This window comes from Nocardia sp. NBC_01499 (genome assembly GCF_045040275.1).
Classification (GTDB): Bacteria; Actinomycetota; Actinomycetes; order Mycobacteriales; family Mycobacteriaceae; genus Nocardia.
The window spans coordinates 6352587-6366628 of the sequence record NZ_CP109426.1 but is presented as its reverse complement, the minus strand read 5'-3'; the positions used below and the strand labels follow the sequence as shown (position 1 = coordinate 6366628).

Annotated in this window: 16 protein-coding genes; 9 read left to right on the top strand and 7 right to left on the bottom strand. The window is 67.5% G+C overall.

Going from position 1 to position 14042, the window contains the following annotated elements; genetic code table 11:
• Positions 1–14 precede the first annotated feature (14 nt).
• The 5 genes from OG203_RS29155 to OG203_RS29135 all read left to right on the top strand — a co-directional run bounded on the left by OG203_RS29155 (position 15) and on the right by OG203_RS29135 (position 4888).
• Positions 15–908 carry a 1,4-dihydroxy-2-naphthoyl-CoA synthase gene (locus tag OG203_RS29155; RefSeq protein ID WP_405160451.1) on the top strand — a complete coding sequence of 298 codons (894 nt, stop codon included), beginning with the start codon at positions 15–17 and terminating at the stop codon, positions 906–908.
• 1 nt (position 909) lies between these two features.
• Positions 910–1302: a VOC family protein gene (locus OG203_RS29150; protein WP_405160450.1), complete on the top strand. Its 393-nt coding sequence runs from the start codon at positions 910–912 to the stop codon at positions 1300–1302.
• Positions 1303–1777: 475 nt separating this feature from the next.
• Complete coding sequence (gene menE, locus OG203_RS29145; protein ID WP_405168042.1) at positions 1778–2911, top strand: o-succinylbenzoate--CoA ligase; 1134 nt, start codon at positions 1778–1780, stop codon at positions 2909–2911.
• Between the two features lie 160 nt (positions 2912–3071).
• On the top strand, positions 3072–4055 hold the full coding sequence (locus OG203_RS29140) for an ATP-binding cassette domain-containing protein (RefSeq protein WP_405160449.1): 984 nt from the start codon (positions 3072–3074) through the stop codon (positions 4053–4055).
• Positions 4052–4888, top strand: a complete 837-nt coding sequence (locus OG203_RS29135) for an ABC transporter permease (protein ID WP_405160448.1) — start codon at positions 4052–4054, stop codon at positions 4886–4888. Before OG203_RS29140 ends, OG203_RS29135 begins: the two co-directional genes overlap by 4 nt.
• A 94-nt stretch (positions 4889–4982) precedes the next feature.
• Here OG203_RS29135 and OG203_RS29130 read toward each other — a convergent pair whose 3' ends face one another.
• Positions 4983–8312, bottom strand: coding sequence for an AfsR/SARP family transcriptional regulator (locus OG203_RS29130; protein ID WP_405160447.1), 3330 nt, complete (start codon positions 8310–8312; stop codon positions 4983–4985).
• 155 nt (positions 8313–8467) lie between these two features.
• On the opposite strand from OG203_RS29130, the gene OG203_RS29125 reads away from it, so the two are divergent.
• Positions 8468–8935 carry an SRPBCC family protein gene (locus OG203_RS29125; RefSeq protein WP_405160446.1) on the top strand — a complete coding sequence of 156 codons (468 nt, stop codon included), beginning with the start codon at positions 8468–8470 and terminating at the stop codon, positions 8933–8935.
• 81 nt (positions 8936–9016) lie between these two features.
• On the top strand, positions 9017–9886 hold the full coding sequence (locus OG203_RS29120; protein WP_405160445.1) for a 1,4-dihydroxy-2-naphthoate polyprenyltransferase: 870 nt from the start codon (positions 9017–9019) through the stop codon (positions 9884–9886).
• A gap of 158 nt (positions 9887–10044) precedes the next feature.
• Here the strand turns inward: OG203_RS29120 and OG203_RS29115 are convergent, their stop codons facing one another.
• The 5 genes from OG203_RS29115 to OG203_RS29095 form a co-directional block, all read right to left on the bottom strand.
• The gene (locus OG203_RS29115) at positions 10045–10431 is read right to left on the bottom strand and encodes a phage holin family protein (protein ID WP_405160444.1); all 387 of its coding nucleotides are present in this window, start codon (positions 10429–10431) and stop codon (positions 10045–10047) included.
• A gap of 104 nt (positions 10432–10535) precedes the next feature.
• Positions 10536–11123 carry a Clp protease N-terminal domain-containing protein gene (locus OG203_RS29110; RefSeq protein ID WP_405160443.1) on the bottom strand — a complete coding sequence of 196 codons (588 nt, stop codon included), beginning with the start codon at positions 11121–11123 and terminating at the stop codon, positions 10536–10538.
• Positions 11123–11344, bottom strand: coding sequence for a helix-turn-helix domain-containing protein (locus OG203_RS29105; RefSeq protein WP_405160442.1), 222 nt, complete (start codon positions 11342–11344; stop codon positions 11123–11125). The genes OG203_RS29110 and OG203_RS29105 overlap by 1 nt, the downstream gene beginning before the upstream one ends.
• 165 nt (positions 11345–11509) lie before the next feature.
• Entirely contained in the window at positions 11510–12595 is a 1086-nt protein-coding gene (locus OG203_RS29100) for a PLP-dependent cysteine synthase family protein (protein WP_405160441.1), read from the bottom strand.
• A complete protein-coding gene (locus OG203_RS29095) occupies positions 12592–12948 on the bottom strand; it encodes a DUF4229 domain-containing protein (RefSeq protein ID WP_405160440.1) in 357 nt (118 codons plus the stop codon). Before OG203_RS29095 ends, OG203_RS29100 begins: the two co-directional genes overlap by 4 nt.
• A 183-nt stretch (positions 12949–13131) precedes the next feature.
• Here OG203_RS29095 and OG203_RS29090 point away from each other — a divergent pair, with 183 nt between their 5' ends.
• Together OG203_RS29090 and OG203_RS29085 are read left to right on the top strand one after the other, a co-directional pair.
• The gene (locus tag OG203_RS29090) at positions 13132–13341 is read left to right on the top strand and encodes a BldC family transcriptional regulator (protein ID WP_040739417.1); all 210 of its coding nucleotides are present in this window, start codon (positions 13132–13134) and stop codon (positions 13339–13341) included.
• 118 nt (positions 13342–13459) lie between these two features.
• Positions 13460–13669 (top strand): hypothetical protein, encoded by a 210-nt coding sequence (locus OG203_RS29085; protein ID WP_405160439.1) that lies wholly within the window; start codon positions 13460–13462, stop codon positions 13667–13669.
• Between the two features lie 28 nt (positions 13670–13697).
• On the opposite strand, the gene OG203_RS29080 is transcribed toward OG203_RS29085, so the two are convergent.
• On the bottom strand, positions 13698–13910 hold the full coding sequence (locus OG203_RS29080; RefSeq protein ID WP_405160438.1) for a hypothetical protein: 213 nt from the start codon (positions 13908–13910) through the stop codon (positions 13698–13700).
• Positions 13911–14042: the final 132 nt, after the last annotated feature.

The window sequence follows — 14042 nt, the reverse complement described above, 5'->3', positions numbered from 1 at the left end:
CCATAATCACTGACGTGACGTTCAATCCGAAGTTGTGGCGACCCGTCCCAGGGTTCGAGAATCTGACCGACATCACCTACCACCGGCACATCGAACAGGGCACGGTCCGTGTCGCTTTCGATCGTCCCGAGGTGCGCAATGCGTTTCGCCCGCATACGGTCGACGAACTCTATCGGGCGCTCGATCACGCTCGGATGACCTCGGATGTCGGGGCGGTGCTGCTCACCGGCAACGGACCGAGCGAGAAGGACGGCGGCTGGGCCTTCTGCTCCGGCGGCGACCAGCGCATCCGCGGCCGCAACGGCTACCAGTACGCCAGCGGCGACACCGCGGACACCGTCGACCAGGCCCGCGCTGGCCGGTTGCACATCCTCGAGGTGCAGCGGCTGATCCGGTTCATGCCGAAGGTGGTCATCGCGCTGGTGAACGGCTGGGCCGCGGGCGGCGGGCACAGCCTGCACGTGGTCTGCGACCTCACCCTGGCCAGCCGCGAGCACGCCCGCTTCAAGCAGACCGACGCCGACGTCGGCAGCTTCGACGGCGGTTACGGCAGCGCCTATCTCGCGAAGATGGTCGGCCAGAAGTTCGCCCGCGAGATCTTCTTCCTCGGCCGCCCGTACACCGCCGAGGAGATGCACCAGATGGGCGCGGTGAACAAGGTCGTCGATCACGCCGAACTGGAAGACGTCGCGCTGGAATGGACCGCCGATATCAACGGCAAATCCCCACAGGCGCAACGCATGCTGAAGTACGCGTTCAACCTGCTCGATGACGGACTGGTCGGCCAGCAGCTGTTCGCGGGCGAGGCGACGCGCATGGCCTACATGACCGACGAGGCCGTCGAGGGGCGCGACGCGTTCCTGGAGAAGCGCGCGCCCGACTGGACCCCCTACCCCTGGTATTTCTGACATGGACATTCTCAGCAGCCGGATCATTCTGCGCCCGGCCGATTACGCGCGGACGCTCGAGTTCTATCGCGACGGGCTCGGGCTTGCCATCGCGCGGGAGTATCCCGGCGGCACCGTCTTCTTCGCTGGACAGTCGCTGGTCGAGGTGGCCGCGCACGGCGGATCGGGTCGGCCGTCCTCGTTCGACGGCGCCATCTGGCTGCAGGTCCGCGACGCCTCGGGCGCGGCGGCCGAGCTCGCGTTGCGGGGCATCGCCATCGACCGGCCACCCGTTCAGGAACCGTGGGGACTGATCGAAATGTGGGTGCGCGACCCGGACGGGGTGCCGATCGTGTTCGTCGAGGTGCCGCCGGAGCATCCGATACGGAGAGATTCACGCTGGTCAGACGGCTGATATCGCATTCGTACGTTCGACAGGCCCGCCGACCGAGTTGCCAAGGCCCGTCCCGACGAGGACGATAGCGCTCGGATGGCCCCCGACCGCCGATGTCCGGCCCGGCCACCGTGCGTAACCCGTCCGACGAGTGAATCGCAGTCTCGATGCCTGGCGTACCTGAGCCCCATTTCCCGGGGGTGGCTGCGCATGTCTCGCGCCACCCCAGCAAACCGACCACCCGTTCCGCGTTCGGCGACGCGGCCATGACACGATCGCTACCGTGAGCGAGCGCAGTGGGCGAGCCGTAGGCACAGCGCCTCTGGGGACGATGGAGCCGAGTGCCGGCGAGGTGGGGTCGTGAGTGAGCCCGGTGGGTGTCAGACCGTCGAGGTCGAGTCGTGAGTGAGCGAATCATCGGCACAGCGTTCCGGCGAATGACAGAACCGAGCGCCAGCGAGGTGGAGTCGTGAGTCGTACCCTCCGCACGTTGCCGATGCCGACCGGATCCGGTGCGGGCGAGGTACTTCCCCATCTGCGAGAAGCGTTGGAGGGCAGCGGGCCCGCGTGGCTGCCGATCCCGACCAGCGACCGCCGCGAGGCCAGGCGCCTCAGCGACGCGCTCGCGCCCGGCGAGACGATCGATGACGAGGTCGCCCTCGTGGTGACCACCTCCGGCACCACCGGCGTGCCGAAGGGCGCCATGCTCAGCGCCGCCGCGCTGCGGGCCAGCGGCACCGCGACGCACGACCGGCTCGGCGGACCGGGCAGCTGGCTGCTCGCCCTGCCGACACATCACATCGCGGGCATTCAGGTCCTGCTGCGCAGCATCCTCGCCGGCACCAAGCCCACCATCCTCGACGTGTCCGGCGGGTTCCTGCCCGAGGCACTCGCCGGTGCCGTTTCCAGCATGCGCGGCGAGCGCCGCTACACCGCGCTGGTGCCGACACAGCTGATCAAGGCGCTCGACGCACCCGTCGCCGCGGCGGCGCTCGCCCAACTCGACGGCGTTCTGGTCGGCGGCGCGGCCACTCCGCTACCGGTGTACGAGCGCGCGAAAGCGGCCGGTATCAACGTCGTTCGCACCTACGGCATGAGCGAAACCTGCGGCGGCTGCGTGTACGACGGCATCCCCCTAGATGGCACGCAGGTGCGCATCGAGGACGGCCGCGTGCTGCTCGGCGGCGCGATGATCGCCTCGGGCTACCGCGGCCAACCGGACAGCCCGGCCTTCGCCGAGCCCGGCTGGTTCCGCACCGAGGACGCAGGCACCTTCGACAACGGCAGGCTGAGCATCACCGGCCGGCTCGACGAGGCCATCATGACCGGCGGGCTCCTGGTGATCCCGCAGGTCGTCGAGGCCGTGCTGATGAACCACCCGGCCATCCGCGAATGCGTCGTGCTCGGCCTCCCGGACGAGCGCCTCGGCCAACGAGTCGCCGTCGTGGTGGTACCCGCCCCCGGCGCCGTACCGACCCTCGACGAACTACGCGAACACGTAGTGGCCGAACTGGATTCGATCGCCGCCCCCCGCGAACTCACCCTGGTCGACGAAATCCCCATGCGCGGCCCCGGCAAACCCGACCGCACCAGCCTCCGCGAAAACCTGCTCGCCGACTCGGCCCGCTGACGCCGGATTCGGCCTCAGGCGCCCGCTCCGGTCCCGCCACACCCCTGTTCGCCTCGCACAATCGGTGCACAGGGCCACGACAGCGCGCGGACGGCGGACGCAAGCGATCACGTCATCGTCGTGCAAGGGCCATGCAAGAAGCCGGTCGCAGTGTTTACCCATGACTTCTTTCACACCCACTTCAGCACTCGCCGTCGAGGCGGACGGGCTGGTCAAGGTGTTCGGGGAACAGCGCGCCGTCGATGGTGTGAGCCTGGCGGTGCCGCAAGGCTCGGTGTACGGCGTGCTCGGACCGAACGGTGCTGGTAAGACCACGACCATCAAGATGCTCGCCACGCTGCTTCGCCTCGACGGCGGCAGCGCCCGCATCTTCGGCCACGACGTGGTCGCCGAACAGACGGCCGTGCGGTCGCTGGTCGGCGTCACCGGGCAGTACGCCTCGGTCGACGAGGACCTGTCCGCCACCGAAAACCTGATCCTGTTCTCCCGCCTGCTCGGCCTCAGCCGGACCGACGCCCGCCACAAGGCGGCCGACCTACTCGAGGAGTTCGACCTCGTCGAGGCGGCGACCAAGCCGCTCAAGAACTTCTCCGGCGGTATGCGGCGCAGGCTCGACCTGGCCGCAAGCCTGATCGCGACCCCGCCGCTGCTGTTCCTCGATGAGCCGACCACCGGCCTCGACCCGCGCACTCGCGCCCAGATGTGGGAGACCATCCGCAGACTGGTCCGCGAGGGCGCAACGGTGCTGCTCACCACGCAGTACCTGGACGAGGCCGATCAGCTGGCCGACCGCATCGCGGTGATCGACCACGGCAGGGTGATCGCCGACGGCACCGCCGACGAGCTCAAGGCCTCGGTCGGCGGCTCCTCGCTGCACCTGACCCTGGTCGACCGGGCTCAGCTCGGCGAGGCACGCCGCATCGTCGGCGAATTCCTCGGCGTCGACGTCGTGATCACGCCGGAGGCCGGTCGGCTCACCGCACCGCTGCAGGATGCCGGGCTGACCGCCGATCTGCTGATTCGCCTGCGCGAGTGGGAGATCGGCATCGATGAGATCACCGTCAGCAAGCCGAGCCTCGACGAGGTCTTCCTCACCATCACCGGCCGCCCGGCCGACGACGACACCGAACGGAGCGCGGCATGACAACGATCACCGCACCAGTTACGCCGCGCCGCGCGGCACCTGTCAACATTCCCGAGGTCAGCAACCACATCAGCCTGCGCCAAGCCGTGGCCACCTCGTTAACGATGGCCTATCGCGGTCTGCTGAAGATCAAGCACAACCCGGAACAGCTGTTCGACGTGACAGTCCAGCCGATCCTGTTCACCGTGTTGTTCGCCTTTATCTTCGGTGGCGCGATCGGTGGGTCCGTTGACAACTACCTGACCACCCTCGTTCCCGGCATCCTGGTGCAGACGGTGGTCATGACCTCGATCGTCACCGGAACCCAGCTGCGTGAGGACATGGACAAAGGCGTCTTCGACCGGTTCAAATCCCTGCCGATCGCGCGCATTTCGGCGCTGGCCGGCGCGTTGATCGCCGACATGGTCCGCTACACCATCGCGACGGTGCTCACCGTTGTAGTCGGCCTGTGCCTCGGCTACCGCCCCGGCGGCGGTTTCTCCGGCGTGGTTGCCGCCGGCCTGGTGATCATCGCGTGCTCGTTCGCGGTCAGCTGGATCTGGGCGCTCGTCGGCGTGACCGGCAAGAGTGCCTCCAGCGTGCAGGGCATCTCGATGATGATCATGCTTCCGCTGACCTTCATGTCCGGTGCCCTGGCGCCGGTGCGGACGATGCCGGGCTGGCTGCAAGGTCTCAACCACGCGAACCCCATCTATTACATGGTCAACGCGTGCCAGGACCTGATGACCGGCAATATCTACGGCGCCAACCTGGCCTGGTCGTTGATCGGCGCGGTCGTGGTGATCGCGATCTTCGCCCCGCTGGGTGTCAAGGCGTACATGCGCCGGGCGTGATAGCCGAAACCTGATGAGGGACAACGCAACGCCGGTCGACCATTGGTCGGTCGGCGTTGCGTTGTGCCAAGACATCATCCAACGCGGTGGTCACTCACCGCGCGTCCGACAACTCGCGCAGAATCTGCATGATCCGGTCGACCGAACCCCTCCGGCGCGTGCGCACCACCTTCGCCCTGGCGGCCGCCAACGGCTCGGCACCGAGCAGCCGGTCGATCAACTCGGCGTGCGTGGACCAGCGCATCGACGGAAAGTCCTGACGGCAGAAGATATTCGGCGCCAACGCGACCAGCTCCAGCCCGCGGAGCTGATCGCGCTCGGTGACGATCAGATACGACCCGATCGCGCAGGCGACCGCACCGACCTGCGGCAGATCCGGAAACTGCGCCGCCATCGCCGTCACGAGTTCGATCAGGTGCGGGACGAATTCGCCCCCGGTATCCGCCGCGCCATGCAGCACCCGCGCGTCCAACGCGGCAGCACCGAGCATGAGCCCGCCCGGCCCCGGACTCATCTCGTTGGGCGGCCAACCGGTCAGCTCCAAAACGCGTTGATAGCGTTCCAGACCCCCCTCGATATCGCCCTCGGCGAGCGCCAGCTCGGCCGAGCACTGCATCACCGTGCCGAGCAGATGGTTCTGCCTGCCCACCACGGTGTCGAGATCCGACGATCCGAGCGCGAGCTCCAATTCCTGCCGGGCTGCCCGCAACTGCCCACTGCCGAGCAGGGACGCGATCAACATGGCCCGGGTCTCGACGGTGTCCTCGTGGGCCCCCAACCGCTGCAGTATGTCGAGCGCGCGGCGGTAGCGCACCACCGCCTCGTCGTACTCGGCGATCTGGCCGTACACCTGGCCGAGGTGCCTGCACACCATGGCCACGCTCCAGACATTGTCCTGACCGTGGATGTCGAGCGCGCGAACCGCGTCCACCGTCGAACCGCGCACATCACCGAGGTTTTCCCTGATGTTCGCGCGCAAAAGCAAAGCGCTGGCACGAGTTTCGGGATCCGCCGACCGGATGGCGTGCGCGATCATCCTTGGCAGCCCTCGACCGTCGGACCGGATCAGCACGATGGATCCGGCGAAGCGGTTGGCCACACTGAGATCGGCTCGGCCGCGCAGCAATCGGCGGATCCGCGTGCGCAGCCGCGCGAGTGCGCGCCGGTCGCCCTGACCGAAGGCCATGTGCATGAACATCGTCTGATAGCTCATCAACACCAGGTCGCCGGGCGGCGCATCCGGTCCGGTATCGGCGGGCCGCAGTTCGGCGAGCCGGGGCGCCCAGGCGATCACCTCCATGTGCGAACCGCGCAGCACCCACAGCATGGAGACGACCGGGAACACCGTGTACGCGATACCGGCTTCCCGGCGTTCGACCGCATAACGCAGTACCGCGAGCAGATTGTCCAGTTCGGTAGCCACCGACATCGCCAGTTCCACCTGGTCGCCGATGAGGTAGCGATTCGCGGCCATGAGGCAATAGTCCTTGGCCCACACCATCATTCGATTGGTGACCAGGTCGGCTTCGCCCTGGCAGCCGGCGAGTTGTTCCTCGCCGTATTCGCGCACCGTCTCCAGCATGCGGTAGCGGGTGCCGAGGACCTCGTCGTCGAGCATGGTGAGTAGCGACTGGTTCACCAGTGCGTCGATCGCCGACGCGACATCGTCGACCGCCGGACCCTCGGCGACCGTCTCCGCGGCGGACAGCGTGAAACCCGCTGGGAAACGGCACAATCGGCGCAACGCCACCTGCTGCTGGACGTCGAGCAGGTTCCAGCTCCAGTCGATCACCGCGTGCAGGGTGCGGTGCCGCTGCGGCGAACTGCGATCGCCGTGGCGCAGCAGCGCGAACCGATCGTTGAGCCGCAGGTTGATCTCCTCGACGCTCATCACCCGCACCCTGGCCGCGGCGAGTTCGATGGCCAAGGGCAGCCCGTCCAGGGTGCGGCACAGCTGGGCGACGATCTCGGGATCGAGGCGGACACCGGGCCGCACCGATCTGGCCCGCGCCGCGAACAACTCGGTCGCGGGCGATCCGGCCGCGTCGATGGTCAAGGGCGGCAACGGATATACGGTTTCGGCGGTGGTCATCAGCGGGGCCCGGCTTGTGGTCAGCACGGTCAGCCGATCGGCGACACCGATCAGGTCGGCGACCACCACCGCGACGGCGTCGATCAGATGCTCACAGTTGTCCAGGATCAGCAGCATCGGGCGGGCCGCTACCGCTTCGCGCAGGCGCTGGCGTATGTCCATCCGAGTGCGCAGCGCCGTCATGCTGTAGGTCACGTCACTCAAGCCGAGCGCCGCGCTGATCACGCCCTCGATCTCGAGCTTGGCGTCGACCTCGTCGGCGCGGACCGACGCCAGTTCCACCAGCACGACCTGCCGGGTGTGTGCCACGCGGGCACCGACTTCGTTGGCGATGCGGGTTTTTCCGGAACCGCCGGGGCCGAGCACGGTGGTCACCCGCGAAACGTGCAGCAGCGCATCGATCGCGGCCAAATCATCCTCGCGGCCGAGCAATACGTTGGGTGCCGCCCGCAGGCCGATCGCGGCGGGCAAACCGAACTCGACGGTTGCGTCGAGTGCGGACTCACCGTTGCCGGAATGTGCTGCCGGACTGCGGATCCGCGACACGGCGTGCGAGTTCGCCGCCGCCGGTGTTCCGGATGAAACGCCAGAGCTGTTGGCGCCCACCGGTTCTCCACGCAAGATCGCTGTATTCAACTCGACGAGCGCCCGCCCCGGATCCGCGCCGAGCTGCTCGACCAGCCGGATCCGGAAGGCGGCGAACGATTCCAGCGCCTCGTTGGGGCGGCCCGCCACCGCGAGCAGCCGCATCAGGGTGAGCTGAGCGGGTTCGTCGAGCGGGTTGAGACCGGCCCGGAACCGGGCGATCCGCAGCGCGCCGTCGAGGTCGCCGGTCGACTCGCGTGCGGCAAGCTCGAGCGCGTCCAGTTCGGTCAGTCGGCTGGTCACGGCGGCGTGCAGCGCGTCGGCCACCTCGCCGGGCGGCAGATCCGCGCCGGGCTCGCCGCGCCACAACGCGCGTGCCTGCGCGATCGTGTCGAGGCAGCCCGCGTCGTCACCGCCGGTCCGGTATTCGCGGGCCTGGCGGACCAGCCCGGCGACGCGGGTCAGATCCACCTGGTCCGCACGCAACGTCAGGCGGTATCCGGCCGGGCCGATCTCCAGCGCGCCGTCCGGCAGCGCGGACCGCAGCCGGGACACCTGGGTGTGCAGCGCGTTCATCGGCGCGCGCGGCGGCTGCTCGCCCCACACGTCGTCGATCAGCGACTGTGCGCTGCGGCTGCGGCCGGGGTGCAACGCCAACGCGGCGAGCAGCAGGCGGGAACGGGCACCGGCGAGTGCGGTCAGCGCGCCGTCTCGGCGCAGCGCGATCTCGCCCAGCAGGGCAACCACGACTGGTTCGCCTGCGGGCGCCCGCAACACTTGACCGCGGCCATTCGGGCCGCTCCGATCCGACAACATCCCGCGGTAATCGTATGCGAGTTGAGCCGACTGAGCCGACATGGTTTTTACCCCATTCCCAGTGGTCGGTCGCCTACGCTGTCCGCATGGCTGAGTTCGAAGTGGTCCGGCAGGCCGTGATCTCGGCTGAGCCGTCGCGTATACATGGATTGATCGACGATCTGCACGAGTGGACCAAGTGGTCGCCGTGGGAGGACATCGATCCGCAGTTGCAGCGCACGTACTCCGGGCCGGACTCCGGCATCGGCGCCAAATACGCCTGGATCGGCGATCGTAAGGTCGGCAGCGGCAGCATGGAGATCGTCGCGAGCGCCGACCGCGAGATCGGCATCCGGCTGACCTTCGAGAAACCGTGGAAGGCCACCAACGCGGTCCTGTTCGAGCTGAATCCGACCGAGTCCGGTGCCACCGAGGTGGTCTGGCGGATGAGCGGTGAGCAGCGCGGATTGATGCGCGTGCTGTCGAAGGTGGTCCCGATGGATCGGATCGTCGGCAAGGACTTCGCGAAGGGGCTTGCCCGGTTGAAAGCGGTCGCCGAGTCCAACGGGGGCTGAGCGGGCGCGGTCACGCGGGCCGTCAGGGCCGAGTGCGGACGCTGGGCGGCTTTTGTCCGACTGCGACACTATGCTGCGGGGATGGCTACAGCAGCGCAATGGATCGAGGGCGCGCGTCCACGCACCCTGCCGAACGCAATCGCCCCTGTGCTGGCAGGCACCGGTGCCGCCGCCTCGCTCGACGGCGCGGTGTGGTGGAAAGCCGTTCTCGCGCTGCTGGTTTCGCTGGCCCTGATCATCGGTGTGAACTTCGCCAATGATTACTCCGACGGCATTCGCGGCACCGACGACGTTCGGGTCGGCCCGGTGCGGCTGGTCGGGCAGCAGCTGGCCTCGGCCGCCGCGGTGCGCAATGCGGCGATCCTGAGCCTCGGCATCGCCGCGGTGATCGGCCTGATCCTCGCCGCGACGACGGCATGGTGGCTGCTGCTCGTCGGCGTGGCCTGCCTGGCGGGCGCCTGGTTCTACACCGGCGGCAGTAAGCCCTACGGCTACAGCGGATTCGGCGAGATCGCGGTGTTCGTGTTCTTCGGCTTGGTCGGCGTGCTCGGCACCGAGTTCGTCCAGGCGGAAAAGGTCGACTGGGCTGGCGTGGTGCTCGCGGTCTCGGTGGGCGCGTTCTCCAGCGCGGTGCTCGTCGCGAACAACCTGCGCGATATCCCGACCGATTCGCAATCCGGAAAGGTCACCCTCGCGGTCAAACTCGGCGACCCGCGCACCAGGACGCTGCAGCTCGCGCTGCTCGCCGTGCCGTTCATCGGCACGCTGCTGCTGGTGGCGCGCACGCCGTTCGCGTTGGTCGGCCTGCTTGCCATTCCGCTCGCGATTCGTGCGAATGCACCGGTGCGGTCCGGTAAGGGTGGCCTGGAACTCATTCCGGCCCTGCGTGATTCCGGCCTCGCGATGCTCGCCTGGTCGGCGCTTACTGCCTTGGCGATCAGCTTTGTCTGAGGCACTCGCGAAACCGACCCGGTGAATCGGTCGGCCGAGTCGCTCGAGCGAGCATGTGGTGGCGGCTTCAGATCGCGAGATCCAACCGCCGACGACGCGACCACCGAGCCGCTGTCCGGCGTCCTGCTGTGGGACGGCCGGGCAGCGACGGTTCCGCGCTAGTCGTCGCCGTCGGGCACCAAGATGCCGAGCACCCAGTTGACGATCGAGACGATCAAGCCGCCGACGACCGCGGCCCAGAAGCCCTCGACGCGCAGGCCGTAGTCGGTGGTCTCGGTGATCTTCGCGGTCAGCCACAGCATGAGCGCGTTGATCACCAGCAGGAACAGGCCGAGCGTGACGATCACCAGCGGCAGCGACAGCAGCTTGACGATCGGCTTGACCAGCGCGTTCACCACCGTGAACACCGCTGCGACGGCAAGCACGACGAGCGCCTTGCCGACGTTGCCGTTGTCCGCCGGACTGATGATGTCGATCTTGTCGACCCAGGCGGCGGCCAGCCAGATGGCCACCCCGTTGATGATCAACCGAATCAGTAGCTGCATGCGCCCATGCTAAAGCGGAGAGGCGGACATGTGTCGTCTCAAAGCGCAATTCGCGGCGGGCGACGGGACCCGCGAACGCCGCATAACGGCACATGTCCAGCACCTCAGGCGGCGCGGTCGAGCAGGGCGAGCACCTTGGGCCGGAGGTCGTGGATCGGCCCCGAGCCGCCGAACAGGCGCACAGTGGTCTGATTGGGTGCGCGCAGGATGCCGAGCAGCACGTGCGCGGATTCGATGGTCTTGTCCTTACGGGCGACCGCTTCGCGCAGCGACAGCTCCAGCACCTTCTTCGCGTCCCTGGTGAACGGGATGTGGCCGAAGTTGCCGCCACCGCCGCGGCCCCAGCCGAACGGGCCGCGCCGCTCCTCGGGTATCGCGCGGTCGAGTGCGTCCTCGCCGAAGTTGGCTTCCAGGGTCTCGCGCACGGCGTCGAGATCGATGCCGATCGAGCGCAACGCTTCGGCGTCCTCCTCCCCCAGTGGTTCGCTCTTGCCCTGCACGTCCAGCGTGCTCATCACACCGGCGTGGGTGAGGCCGACGTCGGCAAGCAGCGCTTTCAGGTCGTCCTCGCTCTGTGACAGCAGGCCGAGCAGCACGTGCTCGACTTCGATGGTCGGCGAACGCAACTCGCGCGCGTCTTCCTGGGCCATCACGATGGCCGTCCTCGCCGATTTGGTGAACCGTTCGAACATCAGCGGTTCCTGCCTCTCCGATTGTGCTTCTGGTGGGCTGCCTGCTTGCTGACCTCGAGCGCCTCCGCGATCGCCTGCCAGGACCAGCCCTGTTCGCGGGCATTGGCCACCTGGATCGCCTCGAGACGTTCGAGCAGCCGCCGCAGTGCGAGCACCGCGCGCAGCCCGACCTTGGGGTCGGGGCTGCCCGCGGCGGCCGCCAGAGTGGTTGCTTCAGTCATGGCGTCAATTTTGATTGACACCTCGGGTGGATGTCAACAGAAATTGACGATACGGTTGTGCGCGTTCGGCGAAACACCGACTCGTCGCAGCACAAAGGCCACCTTCGACCGGGGGCTATGTCCCGGATGAAGGTGGCCTTCGGTTGGTCAGGATGACCGGCGCGGTCAGCCCGCCCAGTCGCCGGTGGCGGTGAACTTGTCGAGGATCGCGGTCGGTTCGACGAGGCTCATGCCCTGCGATTCGACCCAGGCGTCGTCGAAATACGTTCCGGCATAACGATCTCCGCCGTCACACAGCAGCGTGACCACGCTGCCGCCGCGACCGGCGGCGAGCATCTCGGCGATGATCGCGAAGACGCCCCACAGGTTGGTGCCGGTGGAACCGCCGACGCGGCGGCCGAGCACCCGGCTGGCGTAGCGCGCCGCCGCGATGGAACCCGCGTCCGGCACCTCGATCATCCGATCGACCACCTGGCCGACGAACGACGGCTCAACGCGCGGGCGACCGATTCCCTCGATGCGCGAAGACATTCCGGTCTCATAGCCCGAGTCCGCGGTTTCGTAGCCGCCGTAGAACGCGGAGTTCTCCGGGTCGACAACAGCCAATTTCGTTGCGTGCCTTCGGTATCGGATGTAGCGGCCGATGGTTGCGCTGGTGCCGCCGGTGCCAGCGCCGACCACAACCCACTCCGGCACCGGGTGCGACTCCAAAGCCATTTGCTGGAAAATGGATTCGGCGATGTTGTTGTTGCCGCGCCAGTCGGTGGCGCGCTCGGCATGGGTGAACTGGTCCATGTAGTGGCCGCCACATTCGGCGGCTAGGCGGGCCGCCTCGGTGTACATATCGGGCGGGCGCCGCACGAAATGGCAACGGCCGCCTTGCGCTTCGATCAGCGCGATCTTCTGCGGCGAGGTGCTCGCCGGCATCACCGCGACGAAATCCAGGCCGAGCAGCTTCGCGAAATACGCCTCGCTGACCGCGGTCGAGCCCGACGACGCCTCGACCACCGTGGTGCCCTCGGTAACCCAGCCGTTGCAAATCGCGTACAGGAACAGGGATCTGGCCAGCCGATGCTTGAGACTGCCGGTGATATGGGTGGATTCGTCCTTCAGGTACAGCTGGACATTCCACGCGGCGGGCAGCGGATAGCGCAGCAGGTGAGTGTCGGCGCTGCGCTGGGCGTCGGCATCGATCAGCCGCACCGCGTTGTCGACCCAGTCGCGCGGCGTGCTGCGATCGCAGGCCTTCACGAGGACGCCCCCTGATTGTCCTCGGGCGTCTCGCCGCGCAACCTGGCCCGCAGCTGGGCCTTGTCGTGGCGGCGGCGCTCGTCGACCACCGCGATGTCCTCGTTGACCCGCACACGCAGCCGTTTGAACAGCGTCAGCGACAGCGGCATCGCGATGATCAGCGCGAAGAGAGCCGCGACCACCAGCGGGATGTCCACCTTGACCAACCGGGCCAGCAGCACGATCAGCACGGTGATCACCACGACCAGGACCAGCCTGGCGGCGGTGTAGAGGCCGAGGTTGCGGGCGAGCCTGCGGCCCGCGCCAGCGGTTTGCTGTCCTGGAACACCATCTGGTGGAGTTGCGTCACTCACGTCGCTCAGCCTATGCGAAGCTGTTGCCCGCCCTCAGCGCGCGCCCGTTGCCGAGGTCGGGAGCATATCCGATTTGTCTATTACTTCCCCTTTACCAACAGTAGGTGGTTCGAGTACCTAGGGGTTTCAGTGCAACGATGACGCCATCTGATGAGGGAACTGTCGAGAACGGAGAGGTTTGCTATGAGTGCGATCACCGTCGGCGGCCAGGACACCCTGCTGACACCAGGGCAGGTTGCTGCCATGTTCCACGTCGACCCGAAGACGGTCACCCGTTGGGCCCACGCCGGGCGTCTCGGGTCGTTGCGCACACCGGGCGGACATCGCCGGTTCCGCGAATCAGAGGTAATGCAGCTGCTCAAGTCCCTCACTACCGAGGCGACCGCACGCTGACTGCGGGCCGCGCGGGCCCATCGTGCCGGGGCCCGCGCCCACCCACCGGACTGATTTCACGTCTGCGGTGTGCTGGAGCTACGCACGGGACTACCCTCGTAACCAGGAGGTGAGCGACGTGACGTACCTGTTGGCACTCATCGCGGTCGTGGCAGTCGCGGTGTTGTGCTGGAAGGCGTTCGGCCCCGAGAAGACTGCCGGACCGACCGCCACCCACTCGCGTTCACCGCAACGCAAGCGCATCGTCGGACCAGACGACGACCCCGAGTTTCTCTGGCGGCTATCCCGCCAGCACCGCAACGGAGACTCCGACTCCACCGAACGCTGAGCGCTCGGCCCGGATGCTCTCCCGCGCATCACATCTCACCATCGGCGTAGTTGCGCGCGTGCAATCCTTCGCTCGCGCGTAGTCGGTTCGCGAGCATCGCCAGGTAATGCTGCGCCTCCACGGACAGCCCCGCCGCCGTCTGCACCAGCTTGCGCAACGCGCCGTCGTTCAACTGCTCGACCAAACTCCCGTCCGCGTCGACAACCGCAGCCGGGAGATAGGTGAAGTAATCGGAATCCAAGAGCCCGTCTCCTCAACCGTCTGTGCGCCGGATCAGCGCATCGCCTGTAGACAGGACACGGCGTTTCGCGGAACGGCACGCCGAGTGTCACGTGATCTGCGCCACTCTTCACCCCCTGGCTATCACCCGAGA